General features: G+C 46.9%; 21 protein-coding genes. 5 read left to right on the forward strand and 16 right to left on the reverse strand.

The features are described from left to right. Positions 1-2: 2 nt before the first annotated feature. Positions 3-977, forward strand: coding sequence for a LysR substrate-binding domain-containing protein (locus C9I89_RS13450; protein WP_107283854.1), 975 nt, complete (start codon positions 3-5; stop codon positions 975-977). Positions 978-1,209: 232 nt separating this feature from the next. Here C9I89_RS13450 and C9I89_RS13455 read toward each other — a convergent pair whose 3' ends face one another. The 9 genes from C9I89_RS13455 to C9I89_RS13495 all read right to left on the reverse strand — a co-directional run bounded on the left by C9I89_RS13455 (position 1,210) and on the right by C9I89_RS13495 (position 9,693). Continuing rightward, positions 1,210-1,875 (reverse strand): alpha/beta hydrolase, encoded by a 666-nt coding sequence (locus C9I89_RS13455; RefSeq protein WP_107283855.1) that lies wholly within the window; start codon positions 1,873-1,875, stop codon positions 1,210-1,212. Positions 1,876-1,947: 72 nt separating this feature from the next. Next, positions 1,948-2,430, reverse strand: a complete 483-nt coding sequence (locus C9I89_RS13460) for a GreA/GreB family elongation factor (protein ID WP_107283856.1) — start codon at positions 2,428-2,430, stop codon at positions 1,948-1,950. A gap of 141 nt (positions 2,431-2,571) precedes the next feature. Further along, positions 2,572-3,402 carry an SDR family oxidoreductase gene (locus C9I89_RS13465; protein WP_245905488.1) on the reverse strand — a complete coding sequence of 277 codons (831 nt, stop codon included), beginning with the start codon at positions 3,400-3,402 and terminating at the stop codon, positions 2,572-2,574. 315 nt (positions 3,403-3,717) lie between these two features. Beyond that, positions 3,718-4,980 (reverse strand): ABC transporter substrate-binding protein, encoded by a 1,263-nt coding sequence (locus C9I89_RS13470; RefSeq protein ID WP_107284001.1) that lies wholly within the window; start codon positions 4,978-4,980, stop codon positions 3,718-3,720. 30 nt (positions 4,981-5,010) lie between these two features. Next, positions 5,011-6,456, reverse strand: a complete 1,446-nt coding sequence (locus C9I89_RS13475; RefSeq protein ID WP_107283857.1) for an ATP-binding protein — start codon at positions 6,454-6,456, stop codon at positions 5,011-5,013. A 21-nt stretch (positions 6,457-6,477) separates the two neighbouring features. Continuing rightward, positions 6,478-7,203 (reverse strand): response regulator, encoded by a 726-nt coding sequence (locus C9I89_RS13480; protein WP_107283858.1) that lies wholly within the window; start codon positions 7,201-7,203, stop codon positions 6,478-6,480. A 402-nt stretch (positions 7,204-7,605) separates the two neighbouring features. Beyond that, on the reverse strand, positions 7,606-8,241 hold the full coding sequence (locus C9I89_RS13485; RefSeq protein ID WP_107283859.1) for a DUF3157 family protein: 636 nt from the start codon (positions 8,239-8,241) through the stop codon (positions 7,606-7,608). Positions 8,242-8,535: 294 nt separating this feature from the next. Next, positions 8,536-8,883, reverse strand: a complete 348-nt coding sequence (locus C9I89_RS13490) for a RidA family protein (RefSeq protein WP_107284002.1) — start codon at positions 8,881-8,883, stop codon at positions 8,536-8,538. A gap of 186 nt (positions 8,884-9,069) precedes the next feature. Beyond that, positions 9,070-9,693 (reverse strand): DUF502 domain-containing protein, encoded by a 624-nt coding sequence (locus tag C9I89_RS13495; RefSeq protein WP_107283860.1) that lies wholly within the window; start codon positions 9,691-9,693, stop codon positions 9,070-9,072. A 375-nt stretch (positions 9,694-10,068) separates the two neighbouring features. Here C9I89_RS13495 and C9I89_RS13500 point away from each other — a divergent pair, with 375 nt between their 5' ends. Continuing rightward, positions 10,069-11,649: a BCCT family transporter gene (locus C9I89_RS13500; protein ID WP_107283861.1), complete on the forward strand. Its 1,581-nt coding sequence runs from the start codon at positions 10,069-10,071 to the stop codon at positions 11,647-11,649. Between the two features lie 112 nt (positions 11,650-11,761). Here the strand turns inward: C9I89_RS13500 and C9I89_RS13505 are convergent, their stop codons facing one another. The 7 genes from C9I89_RS13505 to C9I89_RS13535 form a co-directional block, all read right to left on the reverse strand. Further along, the gene (locus C9I89_RS13505) at positions 11,762-12,232 is read right to left on the reverse strand and encodes a GNAT family N-acetyltransferase (RefSeq protein ID WP_107283862.1); all 471 of its coding nucleotides are present in this window, start codon (positions 12,230-12,232) and stop codon (positions 11,762-11,764) included. A 209-nt stretch (positions 12,233-12,441) separates the two neighbouring features. Then, entirely contained in the window at positions 12,442-12,939 is a 498-nt protein-coding gene (locus C9I89_RS13510) for a hydrogenase maturation protease (RefSeq protein ID WP_107283863.1), read from the reverse strand. A gap of 73 nt (positions 12,940-13,012) precedes the next feature. Beyond that, positions 13,013-14,308, reverse strand: coding sequence for a Ni/Fe hydrogenase subunit alpha (locus C9I89_RS13515; RefSeq protein WP_107283864.1), 1,296 nt, complete (start codon positions 14,306-14,308; stop codon positions 13,013-13,015). Positions 14,309-14,320: 12 nt separating this feature from the next. Continuing rightward, positions 14,321-15,115, reverse strand: coding sequence for an NADH-quinone oxidoreductase subunit B family protein (locus tag C9I89_RS13520; protein ID WP_107283865.1), 795 nt, complete (start codon positions 15,113-15,115; stop codon positions 14,321-14,323). A 1-nt stretch (position 15,116) separates the two neighbouring features. Continuing rightward, positions 15,117-15,896, reverse strand: coding sequence for an FAD/NAD(P)-binding protein (locus tag C9I89_RS13525; protein ID WP_211315250.1), 780 nt, complete (start codon positions 15,894-15,896; stop codon positions 15,117-15,119). 35 nt (positions 15,897-15,931) lie between these two features. Next, positions 15,932-17,083 carry a 4Fe-4S dicluster domain-containing protein gene (locus C9I89_RS13530; protein WP_107283867.1) on the reverse strand — a complete coding sequence of 384 codons (1,152 nt, stop codon included), beginning with the start codon at positions 17,081-17,083 and terminating at the stop codon, positions 15,932-15,934. 302 nt (positions 17,084-17,385) lie between these two features. Continuing rightward, entirely contained in the window at positions 17,386-20,475 is a 3,090-nt protein-coding gene (locus C9I89_RS13535; RefSeq protein ID WP_146155068.1) for a cadherin repeat domain-containing protein, read from the reverse strand. Between the two features lie 562 nt (positions 20,476-21,037). Here C9I89_RS13535 and C9I89_RS13540 point away from each other — a divergent pair. The 3 genes from C9I89_RS13540 to C9I89_RS13550 all read left to right on the forward strand — a co-directional run bounded on the left by C9I89_RS13540 (position 21,038) and on the right by C9I89_RS13550 (position 23,073). Then, positions 21,038-21,910, forward strand: coding sequence for an AraC family transcriptional regulator (locus C9I89_RS13540; protein WP_107283869.1), 873 nt, complete (start codon positions 21,038-21,040; stop codon positions 21,908-21,910). A 114-nt stretch (positions 21,911-22,024) separates the two neighbouring features. After that, on the forward strand, positions 22,025-22,756 hold the full coding sequence (locus C9I89_RS13545) for an AzlC family ABC transporter permease (RefSeq protein WP_107283870.1): 732 nt from the start codon (positions 22,025-22,027) through the stop codon (positions 22,754-22,756). Further along, positions 22,753-23,073 carry an AzlD domain-containing protein gene (locus C9I89_RS13550; RefSeq protein ID WP_107283871.1) on the forward strand — a complete coding sequence of 107 codons (321 nt, stop codon included), beginning with the start codon at positions 22,753-22,755 and terminating at the stop codon, positions 23,071-23,073. Before C9I89_RS13545 ends, C9I89_RS13550 begins: the two co-directional genes overlap by 4 nt. Positions 23,074-23,343 lie beyond the last annotated feature (270 nt).

The raw sequence follows: 23,343 nt of genomic DNA on the forward strand, positions 1-23,343 counted from the left end.
CTTTGAAATTACAGCAACTAAGATATTTAAAGTCAGTTAGGGATAATAATCTTAATATATCTGCCGCCTCTAAAATGCTCTTCACAACTCAGCCTGGCATCAGTAAGCAAATCGCCTTATTAGAAAATGAATTAGGGGTGCGTATTTTTGAACGGCGCGGTAAGAATTTGCATGGTATAACTCCTGTCGGCGAGAAAATATTTACAGAGCTTGATAAAATGCTCGCTTTAGAAGAGAAAATAAAAGCCATCTCCCGCGAGTATTTAGACCCGAGCATAGGTTCTTTAAATATTTACACAACACATACTATCGCACGCTATTTACTGCCTAAAACTGTCTCCTATTTTATCAATAAATATCCGAAAATTTCTTTTCATTTGCACCCGACTCTGCCGCCACAAACCAAAGGAAAGATCAGTAAAGGATATTCCGATTTTTCGATTGTGGCGCACGATGTGAGTCATGATAATGACCTAATCATTCTCCCGGCCTATTTATGGACGCTCTCTCTAGTGGTTCCCAAAGGACACCCTTTGGACAATGGCGAAAAACCGACGTTAGAGCAGCTTTGCCAGTACCCTATCCTCAGCTATGAAATGGGGGCAACAGGCCGAGCGACACAGGAAGAGGCCTTCTCGGCACAAGATCTGAACCCGAATTATTTTATGACGGTAATGGATGCCGATGTGATTAAGCGTTATGTCGAATTAGGTTTTGGCATTGGCATCATTTCCTCGCTGGCTGCGCAAGATGTAGAACATACGGGCTTAACCTGTATTAGTCTGGATCATGTTTTTGAGCCGAGCAAAGCATGGATCTGTTTTAGCAAAGATATTCTGTTGCAGAATTACATGTACGATTTTATTTCTTCTTTCTCCCCTCACTTAACCAAGCAAGTTATGGAAAAAGTGCTGAGTCAAACGACCCGTTCGAAGATTGAAGAGATGTTTACTGATTTTAAATTACCCGTCTATTAATCTGGCTGGAATAAAGTGTTAAAGATAAAAAGCCACTGCTCATTAAAGATGCAGTGGCTTTTTTATTACTGGTTATGATTTCAATTACATCGTTGCGATGTTAATAAAAATCTGTACACCGACTAGGATAAAATCATCATCGACAAAATAAGGGTTTGAATATGAATGATTATTTAGCTTAAACTCATTCATCATTAGATGATTCCTTTCATTGTGAAACCGATATGACTAATCACTTAATATTAAGTATGTACTTTAGCCAGGCTGAGATATCCTGGATCTGCTCCAGGCAGACGTTGTGTTCCATCGGGTAGGTACGCCAGTTAGGCTTAAATCCTGCGTTCTCCAACGTTTTCGAAGCCTCCAGACCCATCGTTGACAGAACAACAGGATCAAAACGGCCATGCATGATTTCAATCGGCAATGCGCGGTTACATTCCGCAAATTCAATGCTGTCTGCGGTCGGAAAATAGGTCGAAAGTGCCAGTAGTCCGGCTAATTTTTTCGGAAAGCTCAAGGCAGTCTGGTAAGCGACAGCGCCCCCCTGCGAAAAACCGACGATAACAATACGCTCACTGGAAATACCGCGCTCAATCTCTCGCTCAATCAGTGCCGCGACCTGACTGGCAGAATGTAGCAGCTGATCTGTATTAAGTTTTCGGCCAGCCCCCATTTCCAGAATGTCATACCATGCCGGCATTACGATCCCCCCATTGATGGTCACCGGCATCGATGGCGAATGAGGAAAGATAAACCGTACCGGCGCGTTCTGGGGGAGCTTTAAATCAGGAAGAATGGCTTCGAAATCATGGCCATTGGCTCCTAGGCCATGCAACCAGATAACCGTCGCGGTGGCTTCAACATTGGGTTCTACTTCAACACAAGAGAGGTAAGTCATGATCTGCTTTTCTGATAATCTGAGATATCCCCCCACCATACACCGAAACAAAGCGAAATGGGTATAGCCCGACTAATAGATGGCCGCAATCTCGTAGCTTTTAATTTGACCGCCAATGTTGATTTCGATTTCTTCATCGACAAAACGCCCTAACAGGATCTGCCCAAGCGGAGCCGATGGGGTAATAATAATGATTTGTTTGTCGAAAAATGTCAGCTTAAGCCCACCGGCTGCAGGGCCTAAAAACAGATATTTCTCAGCACCTGCTTCATCGATAAGGTAGACCAGGCTTCCTAGCCCAACCGCTTCTTGATCGGAGTAATTCGCCAGTTCCAGCTTTTCAAAAGCGGCTAAATCAGCCTCGCATTCGGCAACACGCTGAGCTTGTCCTTGTGCCAGATAAGCCGCTTCCAGAGCCAAAGTATCATATTTGTTTTCAGCGACATTCTCATCATCGGTAGCAGTATTATAAGCCCGCATGGCAGCATCAACGGCTCCCTGATGGATAGCCTCAAGTGCTGCTAATATTTGCTTGAGCAACAAGGATTTATTCATATTCTTAGATCTTCAATAAAATGGTGGGACAATAATGGCTACATCCTACCCCAGAATAACGGGCTGCAGACAGTCAATTCCACCGATTTAAGGCTGATAAAACGTAAAGAAACCGCATTGCAGTGCTGGTATCTTTAACAATCATGCATCGAGAAATAAGTCCCGCATCAAATCTTGTGCATGAGGATCAAATTTAAATTGCTCAAAATCAGAGATCCCCCGATCTCTAAGCAAGGATTCGTCGATCAGTGTCTGGCCACTCAGTTGTAAATTTTCTGACTTGATAATCTCCAAAGCGGCTTCCGCCATTATGCGTGGCGTTCGCGAACGCTTCAGTAGATCTTTATCAAGGGCAAACTCAATTGCTGCTGTGGCAATGGTGGTTTGCGGCCACAATGTGGTTGCCGAAATACCGTCGCCCCTTAGCTCTTCTGCCAGCCCCAAGGTTAATAGAGTCATACCGTATTTTGTCAACGTATAAGGGATATAAGGCTTTAACCAATGGGAGGAGAGATTAATAGGCGGAGATAAGGTAATAATATGGCCATTCTGGCTCTTTTTAAGATAAGGAATAGCTGCCTTTGAACACACCAATGTACCGCGAACATTAATCGAATGGATCAGATCAAAGCGCTTTATATCCGTGTCTTGCAGTCGGCTCAACGAAATGGCACTGGCATTATTGACCAATACATCAATACCGATAAACTTTTCAGCGGCATCTTGCATTGCACGTTGGACGGCATCTTCATCACGAACATCCAACTTTATCGCCAACGCCTTACCGCCGGCATCTTCAACTTCTTGAGCAACACTGTGAATGGTACCCGGTAGCTTAGGGTGCGGCTGATCAGACTTTGCCGCAATAACGACATTGGCCCCCTGCTCTGCACAAATCAGCGCAATTTCGCGACCAATGCCGCGGCTTGAACCGGTAATAAAAACCGTTTTTCCTGTTAGCGGTGTCATCATAATTCTGCATCCATTCCATGACAAACCTTAAGTATAGACGCTTTGTTTATCCCTGATGCTTTTACTTTATTTTAACGCTAACTTGCCCATGTTCGTACATTTTAAGCACTGATTGTAGCGATATGGGTATATTTGCCGTTGCATCTGACGGACTATATTTCGTCCACGATTCATGAACTATGGCGGCTCACAGAGTGCGGCTTACAACACCATCGAAGTACAGTGTTAGATACAATTTTCAGCATGACGGATGGATCAGTCATGACCTGGCTTGCATGTCGGTTACCTAACCGCTGAGGTATTCATTCAGCTCCCTTACATCGCCGCTTTCACCGCACGAGACAGCTTCTGAACAGCCATCTCAGGATCGGCCGATTTTCGATTAAAAAAGTTACTGACAACGTCGAAGATAGCCCCCTGAACATAGCTGGTTGTTGACAGGCCTTGTGACATGCTCGGCACCAGATCACCGCTTTTCGCCGTGGCTTTAAACGATGCCATAGAGTCCAGTGCGCATTGGTCAAATTTCTTCATATTCATATCTAAGCGAACCGGAATCGACCCTTTATTGAGGTTGAAGATCTCCTGAAATTCCTTGGTCATAATAGTTTTTGCGAGATCTTTCTGAGCTTGCTTATCTTCCTTTGCACCGCTTAGCTTGAAAAAGGCAAAGCTATCAATATTGAAGGTGAACTGCTCAGCCGTTCCCGGAGCCGGGGCACAGATATAATCGATACCCGGTACTTTACCTGCGTCAGCAAATTCACCTTTGGCCCAGTCGCCCATGATCTGCATTGCTGCTTCACCGTTAATGACCATTGAGGTCGCCGTGTTCCATTGGCGTCCACGGGCTTTCGTATCAATATAATCATGCATTTTTTTGAACTGCGTGAAGGCTTCAACCATCTTCTCGCCAGATAGCACATCCATATTCAGATCAACAAATGCCCTGTTGTAATCTTCAGAGCCAAGAACCGCTAATGCGACCGCTTCAAAAAGCGTCACGTCCTGCCATGGCTGTCCGCCATGAGCCAAAGGAATAAAACCCGCGGCTTTTATTTTATCGGCGGCGATAAAGAACTCATCAAGCGTTGTCGGCACTTGTGCACCGGATTTTTTGAACACTTGCGGGTTTGCCCACAACCAGTTAACACGGTGAACATTCACGGGTACCGCAACATACTCACCGTGATACTTCATCACATTCGCAACAACTTCCGGTATGACCTCCCCCCATTGCTCGGCTGTTGCAACGTCATTCAGATTAGTCAGAAACCCTAACCGGCCCCACTCCTGAATATCATGCCCTTTGATCTGAGCTGCAGATGGCGGATTACCTGATACCGCACGCGTTTTTAACACCCTCATCGCACTTTCACCGCCACCACCAGCAACCGCAAAATCTTTCCAGCTGTTGCCTTGTTGCTCCATCATGCTTTTCAGCACCGCAACTGATCTGGCTTCGCCACCGGATGTCCACCAGTGAAGTACTTCCACTTCCCCGGCATGGGCGGTGGCCGCCGTACCGGCGAAAGTCATTGCGAATGTTATTGCACACAGCGTTCGGGTTATTTTCATCATCTCGTTCTTCTGTATTTCAGCGCCGCGTCAGACATTTTCAACCAGTCGCGGGATAAAGACTTTAACTTCTAAGCCGCCCTGTTCTGAATTATGAATCGTGAGATCGCCGCCATGGGCATGAAGAATATTACGGGCGATCCCCATACCTAAGCCATGACCTTCATCATCCGTTGCTACTCGGAAATAGGGTTCAAACACCGCTTCCATTGATTCTTCCGGGATCCCTTTCCCCTGATCTTTAATGATTAATACCAGTGCATCAGGCTCATCTGCCACGATAAGCTCGACCTTCTCGCCGTATTTCACGCCATTATCAATCAGGTTGGTCAGACAACGTTTAAGCGCTAAAGGCTTACCCATTAACGGTGCAATCGGCGTATCAGGAATAGTCACGATCTTCTGACCGTTATTATGGCTCTCGGCGATACTCTGCAGCATTTCAGAGAGATCAACCTGCACTAAATTCTCATGCAAATCTGTATCGCGAACCGTTTGCAGCGCCCCTTTTACCATCATCTCCAACTCATCCAGATCCCGATTGAATTTCTCGATTTTCGCTTCATCGTCTATCAGCTCTGCGCGTAATCTGAGACGGGTAATGGGGGTTTTCAAATCATGGGAAATAGCCGAGAACAAGTGTTCTCTGTCATCTATGTAGCGGCGTAATCGCATCTGCATTCGGTTAAAAGCCTGCGTTGCCGTCACTAACTCGCTGGCCCCCTCTTCTTTCAGCGGAGGCTGGTAGATATCCAGGCTTAACGCATTTGCGGCATTGGCTAAACGCTTGAGAGGCTTCGTCTGGCGACGAACCATGAAGTAAGTAAAGACCAGCAGCAAAGCGGTAATAAACGCGAGAAAAATCACCTGCTGCCTGGTAATAATTTCATCTTCCAGCATGACATATGGCGCGGGAAGCAATGCGGCAATATACAACCATTCGTTGGTTGCCAGCTCAAGCTGAACAACCAGAATCGGAGGGTTCAGCGGTTCCAAACTCAGAGTATGATCCGCCCAGGAAGGCGGTAAATCACTGAGCAAAATGTCATTTTTTAACACGTGCAGGGTCTCAGGGCGTGAGAATTCCACCTTGATAACATTAAGCCTCGGTAACTTTTCATTCAGTACTTTTTGAATGGCATTTACTGCCGTGTTTTTCAGTTTTGACGCCGGAATGGGATCAATCAGGATCTCTTCTTCATTGAAAGAAACAAAAAAACGAGTCCCCCCCATATTACGCAACTGATCGAGCACAATGTGCCGGTATTGCAGGGGTAACGACTGGAAAAAATTCACCGTGGAAGCGAACATGGTCGCCATACTGGCAGAAGTCGATTCGAGCCCTTCCAGATCCCGCTGTTTCGATTGGCCGTACCAAATCAAGGTCGCGATCATCTGTGCCAGAAACACCGCAAGTAAAGTCAGCCACAAGGTGCGCGCCACCAGCGATTTTGGCCATAATTTTTTCAAATTCATTCAATCATTACCCAAACCTGGCTAGTTTTCGTACGTCACATCTGCGGTAAAAATATAACCATTTCCACGCATCGTTTTGATCAGCCTCGGATGTTTGCCTTTATCACCTAAACGCTGGCGTAAACGGCTCAGCTGCACGTCAATCCCACGTTCTAAAGGCAAGGCTTCACGGCCACGGGTCGCACAGGAAATAGTATCTCGATCCAATATTTCATTGGGACGGGATAGAAATAGCATTAACAACGAAAAATCACTGCCTGACAGCTCGTAATCTTCATTTTTTTCCAAATCATACAAACGGTGAGACAGGGTCTCTAACCGCCAGTGAGAAAAGCAAATCACTTTCGGGACTGCTGCAGGCTGTTGAGTTTCTGTCGGACGCACCCTGCGCATTAGCGCTTTAATTCGCGCCATTAGTTGTCTCGGGCTAAATGGCTTGGCGATATAATCATCAGCACCCAGCTCTAATCCAATGATCTGATCCATCTCATCTGATACTGCTGTGAGCATAATGATCGGGACATCAGAGGTTTTACGAATATGCTGACACAGGGTAAAACCATCGTCACCCGGCATCATCACATCCAGCAGGATGAGATCAGGATACCCCATCAACAGCCGACGCTTCATTTCCTCGCCTTCAGCCGCTGTAGTAACGTCAAAACCCGCTTTTGTCAGATATTCATCTAAGAGTTCACGAATCTCCTGATCATCATCAACTACGAGGACCTTTTTGTTCGCAATCATCCGGTATTCCTTTAATACTGGCTACTAAAAAACCAGCCTATTTATACTATCAGCACAGTGTTAATCAATGTTTAATTGAAATCACTGTTATCTGGTTGAAAATTTGAAGCCTGCAGGGTTTTGAGGGCATTTTCATGCACCACAAAACACGTATTATTCACCGCAGCTCATAAGCTACAGGCCAATAATACTAATCACAGTACAATTATCGGGGCAATTCAGACTATTATCCCAATAGGTATTACAACGGTAAAGGGTTACCTTCTTTAAACGGGTCGAATGGCCAGAACAGCAAGAATTCTATCTCAAAAGGAAGATCTGAATCTCGTCTTGAAGTGGTTGGCGATAAAAACAAAATCAGGCATGTGGTGGCATGCCTGCTGTCTATTCAATAAGCCATTATTACCAGTGTTCAACCTCAATAATTTCGGCACTGATAAAATACGCTGAAGCTTCAGGTACAGGAAGTTTCACTGGCTTGCCTTCCTGCTGGGTTTTCGGGCGGAAATAAGTCTCTGGCACGCGCTTGATAGATGACCAGATTGGCAGATCTTCACTGGCCAGCTCCCTACCGTTTTCACTCATCAGTTTTACCTTCAGGACCACCGAAACAACGGATCCCGTCCCCTGATTAGTTAACATGGTTGGAATGACCAATTCGCCGTTTTCATACCGTGCTGATTGCAATAACACATCAATACCGCTTTTACTGAGTTGCTGGATATTTTTACTCACACCCAATTCAACCCGAACGGCTTTTTGCGCTGTTGCCACCGGAATCCCCGCAGGGCTTGCGGTGGCTACTGGAATTGCCATAACCGCAGGCTTGGCACTATCGGTACCTACCTTAACGTCAGCCTGTGTCTTCCCGACAGCTTTGGGGCTTTCAATAACAGGCGCGACGTATTGCCAAGTAAAATCATCATGCAACACAACCTGTCTGCCATCTTGCAGATTGACGATTTGATCGGCGCCCCAAGCGTTGCCCGTCGTTGCCAATGCCACCAATACCCCACATAACCGGGTCATTGTTTTCATTTTTCATCCTTATTACTTATTACTTATACCAATCAATACAATCACCTGATACTACAGCAAATAGTAACAGGTTTAATGATAGCCTAAAGAGGCCTACCCCTTTAAAACGTAAATGGTGTACAGGCATATTTCCGAATATCAGTATTAATAAACAGCCGTAACAACATCAGGATTCATGATGTATTAATATCAATCTTCAAAAAAAGCCCCAGTACGGAGCTTCGATGTTGTAGTACAAGTAACGCAAAAGAAATAACGTTTAACCTTAGCAACCCTAAGCAAAATTACTGCGGTTTATTTTTCTGCTGCAACAACAGAAATTTCAACCAGTAAAACGTCACGCGCCATACTTGCTTCAACGCAAGCACGGGCAGGAGCATGACCTTCCGGCACCCAGTTATCCCAAACTTCGTTCATTGCTGCAAAATCTTTCATATCTTTGATATAGATAGTTGCTGACAGCATATGCTCTTTATCACTGCCTGCCTGCTCAAGAAGATCTTCAACCTTTTCCAGCATGGTTGCAGTCTGCTCTTTGATCCCCTGAGTTGCGTCTTTACATACCTGGCCACATAGATAAATAGTGCCGTTATGCTTAACAATACGGCTCATGCGGGCACCAGTTTCCAGACGTTCAATCATTATCATCAGCCTTCTTTGTAATTAATAAAAAATGCCCTCACCAATATCAATCGGTATCAAAGGGCATAAGACACATAGTGTAACGGTATTATTAAAAGCTAACATAATAAAAAATAGTAACTTTACACAAATTTTATCCCCCCATCGCTTAGCCAAGAACAACAGGCAAAATGAGATATACCCAAGTTAATCATCCTTATGATCTGGGGGGCTGGTCTTAGAGGTGGTTCCGGCCATCCCGGCGGTTAAGCTAAACCGCATCGCTTCTTCAATTTTCATATCAAGGGGACGTACTGCGCTGCGGGGGATTAGCACTGCGTAGCCACCTATCATATAGCTTAAGGGAAGATAAACTAAGACACTGTCCTCATCGCGAAAAGACTCCGGCATTCGTTCTGGGAGCGGTTGGGTAACAAAACCTATCACTTGCATCCCGGTTTCCCCCAAAGTCACGGCGACAACCTGTTCAAATTCCTTGCGGGTCGTTGGTGAGAAGTAGTCAAAAAAGTCGCGGAGAGCAGGATATAAGGTTCGGGCTAACGGCATATGGTAGAAAACCTGTTCACTTTTGGCGAACAGGCGCTGCACCAGGTAGGCATTCATCATCAGTCCGGCGGTAAAAAAGACCAGCAGTCCGGCAGCAAGCCCCATGCCCGGCCAGTACCATTCACCCGGGAGGAGTGCTTGAATTAGACCTCCTAATATTGACTCTACTGATACAGCAAACCAGTAGAGGAGGTAGAGAGTGAGTACAACAGGCAATATTGTCACAAGCCCGGTAATAATATTTTTGCTGATAAAACCAAACATTGTGACGTTCTCCATGCAAGGGGGCTGATATAAAGCATAGGCCCCCTTCGACGGGTAAACACTTTCAATGCGCTGGTAGCACTCTAATTTAAGTAATTATTGCTCAACACTTAAATCGAAACCGCTGTCAGTATTTCAGACCTAACTCACCCCGCCAATAAACGTTTAGAACACGTAACATAAAGCCACAACAAAACACCGCCAACCCGGCAGAAAAACCTGTACAAACCAGCTTGATTTGAATTTTAATGCCGTATTTGTTAATATTTCGCCAGATTTATATTTAGTGGTCTAATTATCTTTATTTCTAAGGGTCATTCCACTTTTACTTTTTTCATAAAAAAGGATCAAAAACGAAACGTTTGAATATCATTTATGGATAACATATTAAAGAAATACAGTATCGAAACAACCGATTATCAGGTTGGTCAGGACAACATTCAAAAGTGGGGTTTTGATATTCATAACTCCGTATTCGGAATCAGCGCAGGCCTTATTCTTCTGTTCCTTTCAACGCTGCTAATCGTCGATCCCAATACCGCTAAAGAAGCGCTAAACAACCTTAAGAACAGCATCATTGAAGATTTTGACGTCTTCTTCATGTGGTCAACCAACTTTTTCGTGCTCTTCACTTTGGTATTGATGCTGTCACCGTTCGGTAAGATCCGTATTGGCGGCAAAGATACCGCACCAGAGCACTCTACTGCCTCATGGCTGGCGATGCTCTTTGCTGCAGGTATGGGGATCGGCCTTCTGTTTTGGGGCGTAGCTGAACCTACGGCTTACTTTACTGACTGGTGGGGCACGCCGTTTAACGTCGAGCCGTACACGGCAGAAGCAAAATCACTCGCCATGGGAGCGACTATCTTCCACTGGGGTATCCACGGCTGGTCTATCTATGCGATTGTCGCACTCGCGCTAGCTTTTTTTGCCTTTAACAAGGGGCTACCGCTGTCGATGCGTTCTGTGTTCTACCCGATCTTTGGCGATAGAGCCTGGGGCTGGCTTGGTCATGTCGTCGATATTATGGCGGTACTGGCAACCCTGTTTGGTTTGGCAACTTCTCTTGGTCTGGGCGCTCAACAAGCCACCAGCGGTATCAACCACGTATTTGGTACCGATGGCGGCATTGGTATGCAGCTTGTCGTCATTGCGTTCGTAACTTTTATTGCCATTTTATCTGTTGTTCGTGGTATCGATGGCGGCGTTAAGGTGCTGAGTAACATCAATATGTTGTTTGCATTAGCCCTGCTGATGTTCGTTACTTACGTCGGCTTTGATGTTGTGATGAATTCGATTCCAGAAACATTCATGGCTTACGTGGAAAATATCATTGGCCTGAGCAACCCACATGGTCGTGACGACACGACATGGATGCACGGCTGGACAGTGTTCTATTGGGCGTGGTGGATTTCATGGTCACCATTTGTAGGTATGTTTATTGCCCGTATCTCTAAAGGCCGTACCGTACGCGAATTCCTGTTTGCAGTGACCTTTATTCCAACGCTAATGACCATAATTTGGATGTCGGTTTTCGGCGGTATCGCTCTTGATCAGGTGGCCAATAAAGTCGGTGAGCTGGGTGCGAATGGTTTGAGTGATATCTCACTCTCTTTGTTCCACGTATACGATGCCTTACCGTTTGGCTCTGTAATTTCTGTCCTTTCGATTGTGTTGGTATTAATCTTCTTCATCACCTCGTCGGATTCAGGCTCACTGGTGATCGACAGTATCACGGCTGGTGGTAAGGTGGATGCACCAATTCCGCAGCGAATTTTCTGGGCAACGGTAGAGGGTGCCATCGCAGCAGTCATGCTTTGGATTGGCGGTAAAGAAGCACTTCAGGCATTACAGTCTGGCGTGGTGGCGACAGCCCTGCCATTCACCTTTGTTCTGTTGTTGATGTGCGTCAGCCTGATTAAGGGCTTAAACACCGAACGGGCTTTATACCGATAATGATTAACCGTTACCCCATTGTTATGTTGATCATTTAAGCTGACTTGAATGATCATGGGGTATTTCCTAATCAGTCTCAATCCAGTGGTTGAGACTGATTTTTTATTCCGCATCAGATCGATTTTGATAATATCCGCGACTGGGTTCGAAAGCCAATGGAGTCGTAGAACTCTTGTGCTTTGTCATTAAATTCCATGACTTCCAGCCGGACTTCATCAACACCTTCGCCGATTGACCACAGTTCGACAGCCTCCATTAATTTTTTACCAATGCCCTGACCTTGAAAACGCTCTGACACGACGATAGTTTTTATCCGGCACAGTTTCTTTTTTTGTATGAAGCTGACTGTCGTGTTTTCAGTAATAAACGCAAGGATAATACCGACAACCTTATCGTCGATTTCAGCCACGATGAACACGGCCCCTTCTGCATTAAAGTTATCGCGCCAGTATGATCTGTCTCTGTGAATGCTTTTTGGCGCAGCAAAAACCTGGGGCGCGCCATGGTAATGCTGTGTATTGATCTGCTGTGATAGATGGCAGATTTCGTCTAAATCCTTTTCTGTCGCTAATCGTAATTTCATGATTTTTTTTCTAATGCTTCCATAGAATATGCTCAAGCCAACAACAGCATTGACTGTATATACCCAAGTGGCTTCAAGGTGAGGGATTCACTTGAATATAAGTCTTAACGAGACATCGACCTCATCAATGTATTTTATTGATTTTATAAACACCTATTTGCATAGCAGATCAAAGAATTAAAATTTTAGGTAAACAGAATGCAATATTATCACTCGGTCATTGGCAATCGGTCGCAGAATTGGATTATCCGGCGAGCAACTTTCGGAACCGCTTTGGCGACCTTGCCGCTGATGGCCTGATTAAACGTTGTTACGTCAGCCACTTCTATCGCAAAAACGGTCATTTCAGGCGGCGTATCCATCAGCGTATTTATCAACTGCCAGATTTGCGGCAATGCCATCATGTGGCTGCTGACATGCGTTTCTCTGTCTGTGCCAGTCATTGACGCTAGATCATCCCCATCAAAGCAGTAAAGCTTGCCTGGACGTCCGAATGACTGACTTTCAAGCGCATCAACCACAATGGTATGGGTGCAATTGAAAAAAAGAGGCAATGCCCGCTGTCCGGAGTTAGCAGCGTAAAACAGTTGAATGCGTGACTCGTCTGCAGGCCTGGAGGCCAGTTCTGTTTGTAACAGTTCAAATACCGCATAACCCACACCGTCATCACTGCAAAGTTGGTTGCCAAAGCAAATGATATTGATCATCTTATTCCGTTTTACCGCGCATGTAATATCCCCAAATCCTGTTGCCGGTGAGCATAACTGAATTTGCTCTGTATCAGACTCTGTTGACTTTCAGTTTCAGGAAATGAGTCGAGCAGGAAATACAGGGATCATAGTTGCGGATCACCTGTTCACAGAACAGCTTCAGCTCTTCATCACTATGTTCAAGTCCGTATACCTGTACCGAGTGTTTTAGATCCTGCTCGATCCGGGCCTGGTTCTGACTTGTTGGCGGTATTATGGTGCAGTTTATTATCCTGCCTTTTTCATCGAGCTTATAACGATGATAAATCAGGCCCCTGGGCGCTTCGGTTGCATGGCAGCAATCCCCGGCCCTTGGCGTGACGACCACGCTCGGCTCGTCGGGCAAATAGAGGCTATCGAGGAGGCGGCAGATTTCATTGATGGCATAGTGAAGTTCAAGTGCCCGGATCACAATACTGTCAAACATATTCAGGCTCGCCCCGTCCAGACCCACCTGTACCGCCAACTGCCGGGTTTCATCGTCTAGCTGAGCAAAATTGTTATTAAACCGTGCCAGCGGCCCCACCAGATAATCCTGTCCATTCAACATCGAATAAAGTGCCGTCGAATGAGGCTCCTGATGCTCCTTGAAATAATCCTGATAATCTTCGACATCAATGATCAGATCCGAAGCGCTGGCAATCCTGCCCCCATTGATGGGGTAGCAGTTATCTGACTTTAAGCTCACATAATCAAAACCGTATGAATAATCTGGACGCTTCAGCGAAGCGCAGAAAACAACCAGCTCATGCGCCAGCTGGCGGGTATCTTCCGCCTTTGATTTAAGTGCATTGAGTTCATCATGAGCAAGCAAGCGTTCAAAGCCACCGACTTTTAACCCGATCGGATGAACACTGCGGCCACCGAGCAGTGCCATAACATCGTTGCCGAGTGCCTGGATCCTGACTCCGCGCTTAAAGGCATCGGGATGATGCTTTGCCATCTCAAGCGCATTGTCAAAACCGAAGAAATCCGGCAAGGCGAGAAAGTGAATATGCAGGGCATGGCTTTGAATCCACTCCCCCAGATTCATCACCCGCCTTAACTGTGCGATAGGTTCGGGGATCTCTACCTGAAATAATTTCTCAAAGGCCAAAATTGACGTCAGCTGATAGGCCATGGGGCAGATCCCGCAAATACGGGCACTCAATTCGGGGGCATCAATATAATTTTTTCCTATCAAGAATTGTTCAAATAAACGGGGCGGCTCAAAGATCTTCAAATGCAACCGATCTATCTGATCATCATCGGCATCAAATTCCAGTGATGCTTCCCCCTCGACGCGGGTAATAAAAGGCACCTTGATTCTGATTTTCCGCCTGGCCATATCCGCTCCTTATTATTTTTTGCTGTCCGGTGCCCAATACTCGATCTCTTTACGGTATTCAGGGGAATGGCAATGAATTTGCGCAAAACGGTTTACCACCTCCCAATCCACCAGCCCAATCCCCTTCAGTCGATTGGCAAGACTGCGGCAATTGGGCTGCTCTGAAGGTCCGTAGCAGCTGTAGCAAGCTTTGCCGTAAGCAGGACACATTGCCCCGCATCCGGTACGCGTGGTGGGGCCGAGGCAGGGTGCCTGCTTGGTGACCAGCACACAAACAATCTGTTGTCGCTTGCACTGCATGCAGAGCTTTTCTTTCTCCGCTTTGGCTTTTGTTCCGAGCAGCAACTGGACCAAAAATCGATTAACCTGCGCCGCTGAAACCGGACAGCCCCACAATTCATAATCAACGTTGATTGCGCTGGCGACAGGTTCAGAATTATCCAGTGTTTCAATAAAATCGGGCCGGGCATAGACCTGCAATTTCATTGAAGACGCCTTGCCATACAACTGCGAAAAGTTGCGCAGGGCCTGCACCCCGCCTGAAGTCGCACAAGCGCCGATAGTAACCACAAGCTTACTGCGACTTCGGATCGCTTTTACCCGCTCCAGATCATGGGGCGTCGATATACTGCCTTCGACAAAGGCGATGTCGACCGGACACTCCGGGTTATAAATCCCCCCTTCAATGAAATGAAGGATCTCGGCCCGCTCGAGCAAACTTAATAGCCCCTCCCCCTGATTGAGAAAGGCCAGCTGGCAACCGGAGCAGGAAGTCAGTTTATGAATGGCAACCGTCAACTTTGACATATCAAAATCCGCTCAGTCCAAACCAGGGCTTGATGGCTGGAAAATGAAATACCGGCCCGTCCTTACAGACAAAATACGGGCCAATCTGACAGTGTCCGCAAAATCCCTGACCGCATTGAAAGTTACGTTCCATGCTTAAATAATAAGCATCATCGGCAACACCAAGCTCGGCGAGTTGCTTGATCGCCGCCTTCATCATAATTTCAGGACCGCACATCATGACGACACAGTTGTCGATATCAAAATCCGCATTGTTAAGCAGCTCGGTAACCAAGCCCAGCTGCCAGTGCATCTTGCCTTTTTTCTCCTCGCTGGCAGCCAGCAATACCTGGCAGTTATGATGATCACGCCAGGTGTCATACTGTTGTTTCCACAACAAATCCTGACGATGTTTCACCCCTTGCAGGATCACGATCTTACGATAATTCTGACGATGCGTGATCGCATGGTTTATCGCCGCAACGGCAGGGGCACACCCCAGCCCGGCAGTAATAAACACCAAATCTTTGGCAATGGCTTCCGTCAGCGGCCAGCCATTTCCGAAGGGACCCCGAAGACCAATTTGCTGCCCGACCTTAATGGCCGTAAGTGCCTGCGTCACTCGCCCGACGGCACGGACGGTATGCAGCAGCACACCCTCCTTCCACCCCATAATTGAAATGGCCACCTCGCCGACGCCGAACAGATACAGCATGTTGAACTGGCCGTAATGGCACTCAAACGGGGCATCCGCCTCAAGCTTCAGTGACAACGTCACAATGCCGGGGATTTCTTCTGTCATGTTTATCAGGGTGGCCGGTATGGGCATCGCTTTGGTCATCCGTGTCCTCCGTTATTATTTTTGCCTTCGCTTCCATTGGCTTCGTTAACCAATAACTGCGCTTCTGCGACCAAATCAATGGCAACCGGGCACCAGGTGACACAGCGGCCGCAGCCGACACATCCTGAACGCCCGTATTGCTGTTGCCAGACCACCAGCTTGTGGATCAGCCATTGCTTATAGCGTGAGGCAATTGTCGGACGAACCGTTTTGCCAAAAATATAGCTGTGATCCTCGCTGAAACAGGAGTCCCATAGCCTGACTTGCGAAGCACTCGCCAGGCAGATGTCGCTCTCTGACTCCTGTTTACTGCAAAAACACGTAGGACAAACCAAGGTACAGTTACCACAAGCCAAACAGCGCTCGGCCACCGCCAGCCAACGATCGCTGTCCAGAACCTTAACCAAACCGGCCAGCTGGGATTTTCTCGGCATCTTTTTTTTCTGGGCCTCTGCCGCTGATTTCACTTGCTGTTCGGCTTTGCCCTGCTGAGCAGGAGTGGCAGATGTCAGCGGAAGCTGCGCCATCACTTGCTGGCCTTTTTCACTGCCGCCATCAAGCAAAAAACCTTCATCGAGCTCATCGAGCACAATGTCGTAATAAAAGCTGGCCTCGGGGCCGTCTCCGGTCGAAACACAAAAGCACTGATTGCCGCTCCGGCTGCAATTGACCGCCACGATCAACATCTGTTTTCGTTGTGCCTGGTAAAATTCGTCCTGATAGGCGCCTTGCAAAAAGTGTTTGTCCTGGAGAGCCAGCGCAGCTAAATCACAGGCCCTTACACCAATAAAAGCCTGCTTTTCGACTTCAACAGTACATGGATTAAAAACCAGGTTGTGGTCATCGACATCACAAGTCCATAGTGCCTGACGAGGCTTGAAAAGAAATGGCTTTATCGCCTGAGGGCCGGTATTCCAGTCAAAATAGCGCGGTGAATGACTTGCTGTCAGCTGGTAGCTGCCGGGAAATTGCTCATCAATCACGCCGGCGGCAAGCTGACGGGGAGAAGTGACACGATCAAAGGCAATCGCGCCATCTTTGACCACCGGCCCGACAATCTTGTAATCAAGTGCATGCAACACATCAAACAGGGCGTGGAAATCCTCCCTGTCTAATATTTTTTTATGCGGGTTTGAAATATTTTCCAACCATTAATCCACGTCGTCATTTTTTATCAGTATAGAACATGGGGAGTTGGCCAGATGGCTAAAGCAAGGTCTTTATACCAGGAGTTTGCTCTGAACCCTGCTGTAACGGCAATACCGTCGAATAGCCGGAAATCAAAGGTGAAAAGTACTCTGAGACATACAAGGAATAACTCGCCCATTGATGGAGAAGCAACATTTGGCGGGTCGTAATACTTACAAAAAATCCCGACGCGATGGCCGGGACTTAAATTTTTTTATCTTTAGCTTCTAAAGAAGGTCGTCACACACTTCTTTGTGCCAAATTATTTACTGATGCTAAATTCAATTCGATCCCACTCGTGCAGGTTGGACGGGGTCACGCCAGGTACGCCACCGACATAGGTCCCACCGAAACTTGCCGGTGAGAAGAACCGATCGGAACGGCGATAAATCACAAACGGACTCGCCAGCTGCCAGTCGCCTGCGGTCAGGGTGTTATCAATGGCAATAAGCTTCAGGTAACGATTTGTTGTGCCGAACTCACAGGCTCCCGGCGCATCCATTTCAATAGACTGCTTATTTTGAAGTAATGTTGGCAACGTCAGGATATTGACCTCCGATGCACAACCGTCATAGCGTAGCGCAAAAAACATAACGGCTTTTCTTTTCGTAATATCGGTCTCACCAACCTTCTGCATGCTAACCACAAATTTCACGCCGGGCCCGTACTTTTGCAGCTCATCATCGGTTAGCTTCAGTACATTACCGACACCGGCAAAATGTACCTCAGTCTCTTTAAGGTTTGTATACTGAGCATTGTTCAGATTGCTATCCAGTATTGACCCTATTGGCGCTAATGTCGCATCCCGGGTTGCATGCCCAGGTTGCGGCGGCGTGATCGTAACCGACGGAGCAGAAAGGAGCGAGGTTGGCGGCATAGCCAGATAATTGTCACTTTCAGCTTCTGAAACCACTATCGTTGCTGTTGTTTTACCCAAGCTTTCGTAATCAAGCAAAGTCAGCTCACCGGTATTCGGATCAACCTCGACATAGGCTTTGGTTTTTTCATCACCAAGGCTGTAGCTGCGTGTTCCTAAAGCCTTCGGTAATTGTGATTGTAATGCAACCTTTTTCAACGGCGCATATTCTACCGTTATTAATGTCTTGGCTAACCCCGGATGCGGCGCTTTTTTCACCGAGCCTTCGACGGTAAATCGATGCTCGTTATAGTTTCTCGTGTTACCTGCAACCACCGAAAAATGATAGTTACCGGCGGTTTTAATCTCTACCTTACCGGTTACCGTATCAAGCAGCTTCACGGGATCTCGCGATTCATCGTACTGACTGAACGTAACACTGGTAACGTTATTTTTTATTTCAGGTATAAGCTGCTTACCCGGCTGATAAACCGTTTCCGGGTAGGTCACGGTAGCCGGGTTTTCCGCCCGGTCGATAAGGACAGAAAAGCTTGCTGTACCAGATTTAACCCCATTACCGCCGGCATCGGTGACCACAACAGTTGTTGCTCCGGCGTTTTTAATTGCCAACGCGCCCGTTAACGGATCAACGTCGACGACATCAGTAGGTGAACCCGAACGCAGGCTATAGGTCAGTACTCCACCCGCCCCGCTCACTGTCGGCGAATCCAACTGGGTGCCTGTTGGCGAATAAACCGCACGGACATTCCCGGCAACGGCAAGGGTTGAATTCGCCTTGGTAATAGTGACATCCAGAAGCTTCGCTGCCGAAGCCAGGTAGTTTTCGCTTGCTCCGCTGATGACATCAAAGACGGTGCTGCCGTCTTTGCCCACCTTGATACAGTTATTCGCCTTATCGTAAGTTGCCACTAGCGGATCGGCACCCGCATGAGGCAAGACGCTCAGATCGCCAAAGTTGCCAGAAACAAGATCGCCGTCCAGCGCTATACACAAGTCGGATTGATAAACCTGATTAATCGATTTAACAATGAAATCAGGATGGATACCCGGGTTAACCTTCACCGTCAGCTTCGCCGATCCCTCAGAATAGTTATCACCGCCGGAATCGGTCGCCGTCAGCACCACACTGCCCACTTTGTTGACGGTTAAAACCCCGCTAGAAAAAGCGACTACATCGCTACTTCCTTCAAGAGAAAAAGAGAGCGTCCCCATCTGCCCGGCCATTGCTGGCGTTACTTTGTTCTGCAGCGGATCGGCCGAATAAGTCAGCTCAATCGTCTTCTCAGCCAGCCCCGGATGCGCGGCTTTCGTAACACTATAGGTAAACGTGGTTTCAGAGGTTTCATAATTGCCATGGCCGTCATCTGTCACGGTTAAAGATGCATCACCCACACCGACAATACGCGGAAGTCTTGTTGCCGGATCGATATCAATCACATCCTGATCGCTTTCATCGACGGCGTAAGCCAGATTACCCTTTACGTAATTCACCACTGGTTGAATAATTTTATTCGGTGAAAACACATAACTCTCGTTGCTAACCTGAATTTGTTGTGTGCGCTTGGCAACCTCAATGGTGACATCGAAGTAGGCTTCACGCTGATCCACGGTAAAACTGTCATCCAGCGCATTCATGACCTGTATTTTGGCCATGCCTGCTTTATGTACCGTCAACTGGCCAGTACGCTCATCGACACTGACGATACCCTTATCTTGATAACCTTCTGCCAGTGAATAACGGAAGGTGCCTTGATCGCCACCACTGAGCTGTTGCGGATCCACTGTCAGCCCCTCTTCATACTCACGGGTGATAGGTGCATAAGCCAACTCCGCCGGTTGTACGGCTGTTACCACAACGTCAACCTTTTTCGAGGTTGGCTTATACTGACGGTTGCCACTATCCGACACCTGAATGGTCGCTCTGCCGCTGGGGCCTAAAGGCGTCAGCCTGCCGCTATAGAGATCCACAGCAACAATTTCAGCGCCATCCGTAACCTCATACGTCACTTCACCTTTGGTACCGCGTGCGACGATATGCTGGGGTGTCTGCTCAATCGCAGGTATGCTTTTAGGAGCCACTGAAAGTGAATAGTTCACCCCTTGTTCAATATGAACATGAAACGTTGCCGTCGATGTTTCATAGACGGAGCTGGTATCCACCACCTGAATGCGTGCATCGCCTGGATTGATAAACGTCAGTATCCCCGTCTGCTTATCGACCGAGACGACATCCAAAGGTTCACCTTCCACAAGGCTGAACGCCAGTGTTCCCATCCGATTATAAACACTTGGCAACTTTGTCGCAGAAGCTGAATAATCCTCATATACATCACTCACAGTCAATGGTACACGAGATTGCTTGGCCGCTTTTATCGGCTGAGATGGACTTGGGGACGATGACGAGTCGCCACCTCCGCCACACCCAACAAGTGCAACGGTTAGTATAAACAAAAACGTCGTTATTATTTTTCTCATGGTTTCAACCTGTGATCTTAACTATCTGTCTGGCAGATAAGATGCTTTATATCTGTCAGTTTAATAAACTGGTGTTTTATTGGTTGGTATAATACTGAACATTAAATACATTTAATAGGATAAATCAAAAAAAAGAATAGTGTTTTATTCGTACGTAATAAATAGAACAGCATAAATAACGCGGAAGTAAAGAGTTAAGTTGAACTTAAACCCATGATATTAAGGGGATTAATATTGAATCCATGTTGATAGGGATAATACAAGAACACTATACAGTTTAATGGCAGGTAACATTACATCGAAACAATACAAATAGAATAAAAATAGAATGCGAACAGAATATGAAATACCCCCCATTCATTTCATATATTCTTAGGAATATTTCCTATGTGATCGGAAAGCACGCCAAAATGCATATAACTTCATATCAATGGTGAATAGTAATCTCTCAACATTCATCAGGACGTAGATAATGCGCAATTTTGTACAAAAAAATAATTTATACCTGAGCTACAATAATGCGCAACATATCCCGTGATCACCAACGCCCAGGCGACAGAACATGTCAGAGAAGCAAGCTAGCAATGACTATCCCGCCAAGAATAAAGCTGCCAAAGAGCAAGCGAAATACAGCTATGCTGATGAGCTGGGCGGTTTAGAGGTATTGGATGCCAAATACCATCATCAGAATTTCTCGCGTCACTGCCATGAAGGTTACACTGTCGGCGTTATCGAGCAGGGTGCTCAGCGTTTTTACCGCACTGGCGGTAATCATATCGCCCCGGAAGGGAGCATCATTCTGGTTAATGCTGATGAGATCCATAATGGCCATTCTGCGACAGATGGTGGCTGGTCATACAAAGCCATGTATCCGTTACCAGAACAGTTTGAAGCGATCAGTCACGAACTCAGATCGCCGATCACAGGAGCACCGTATTTCCCCGATCCTGTGGTTTACGACCCGGAACTGGTCAGCCAGCTCCGACTGGTATTTGACACTCTGGAAAAATCGCCCAATCGATTGCTACGCGAAACCTTAGTCTACAGCGTACTGACTAAGCTTATGTGCAAGCATGGCCGCAGTCACGTCACCCCTGCTGAACCTCCGAAAAGTCAGCGTCAGCTTAAACTGGTCAAAGCGTTTCTTGACGACTTTCCCAATGCCGATATCTCATTGCAAGAACTGGCACAGCTGGCAGCTCTGAGCCCATTCCATCTGGTTCGGGCATTTCAGAAAGCATATGGTCTTCCCCCTCATGCCTACCAGATCCAGGCGCGGTTACATCTGGTGAAGAGACTGATCCGCCGGGGTCATAAGGTAGCTGATGCCGCACAAGAAGCTGGGTTTCACGATCAAAGTCACCTTCATCGTCATTTCAAAAAAGCCATGGGGATCACTCCGGGGCAATTTGCCCGCCAGCTAAAGCATAAATAACCAAGTAGCATGATCAGAACCGCAAGGTTATACAAGCTTCTTACAAGCTGTGACTCTAAAATAGAGGACATCATTTAAAACAACAAACTATAGCCAAGTCATCAATGAGGGATCATGCAAACAGACACAATTAACAGCCCCGCTGACGCATCTAGCGCGCAAGAAAAACGCAGCTTGTTCTGGCAAGGTGCACTGGCCGTCACGCCTTTATGTATTGCGGTGATCCCGTGGGGGTTACTGGCAGGTTCGTTCGCCATTGATATTGGACTGAAGCCCCTTGAAGGTCAGGCACTGTCAGCCATTGTATTCGCAGGCTCTGCCCAGCTGGTTGCGATGGGCATGCTTAAGGTTGGCGCGGGGCTAGGCACCTTGTTACTGACCACGCTGTTTATTACCTCACGTCACTTACTGTACAGCGTCACGATGCGGGATAAAATCAGCCCACTGCCATTACGATGGCGTTTAGGTTTAGGCTTTTTACTGACTGATGAATTATTCGCAATTTGTGGTCATCAATCGCAGAAGCAGTTTAACCGCTGGTATGCACTGGGAACGGGTTTGTGGTTTTACCTGTGCTGGAACCTGTCGACTCTGATTGGCATTGTTGCGGGTCAGTACATACCCAATATTGATAAATTGGGGCTCGATTTTGCCATTGCAGCCACTTTCATTGCTATTGTGATCCCGACGATTAAGCGACTTTCGGTTCTGATCAGCGTTATCGTGGCGATGGTGCTCTCTGTGTTGTTCCAGTGGTATGACATAGATGGCGGGTTAATGCTGGCAAGTATCACTGCCATGGTATGCGGCTATGCCGTTGAAAAAACGAAAGGAGACCAAGGATGATCTGGCTGACAATTCTCGCTATGACCCTGTTGGTTTTTGCCAGTCGCTATCTGTTTCTGGAACCAAAACTGCCGCTTCGGCTGAACCCTCAGGCTCAGAAACTACTGAGCTATTCCAGCCCGGCGGTACTGACCTCGATCTGGGCTCCGATTGTGTTCTTGCCCGGTGGCGAACCGGGATTCTCATTCAGCAACCCTTACCTAATCGCCGCGACTGTCGCCGCCCTGGTTGCCTGGAAACTGAAAAATGTGTTGCTAACAGCCGTGATCAGCATGACGGTTTTCTTCCTGCTCTCATATATACCTCTATTTGTGTAATTACCTGGCTAACACCTTAGATAAACACCAACTAGAAAAAGGGAGCCAAATCGGCTCCCTTATCACTATGGTCAAAGTTGCTCTTACAATAGCTGTAATAGCTATTCTGAAGAATTACATTGACAGAATAACACCAGTAATTGCAGCACTCATCAGGTTGGCCAATACACCAGCCTCGAAAAGGGCGCTCAGTTTACTCAATTACACAACAAAAGCATTCCTGATGAGGTAATGAGCGATATTTGGAGTGTAACTAAGACAGTTTTTGCA

The organism is Photobacterium lipolyticum (assembly GCF_003026475.1).
Lineage (GTDB): Bacteria > Pseudomonadota > Gammaproteobacteria > Enterobacterales > Vibrionaceae > Photobacterium > Photobacterium lipolyticum.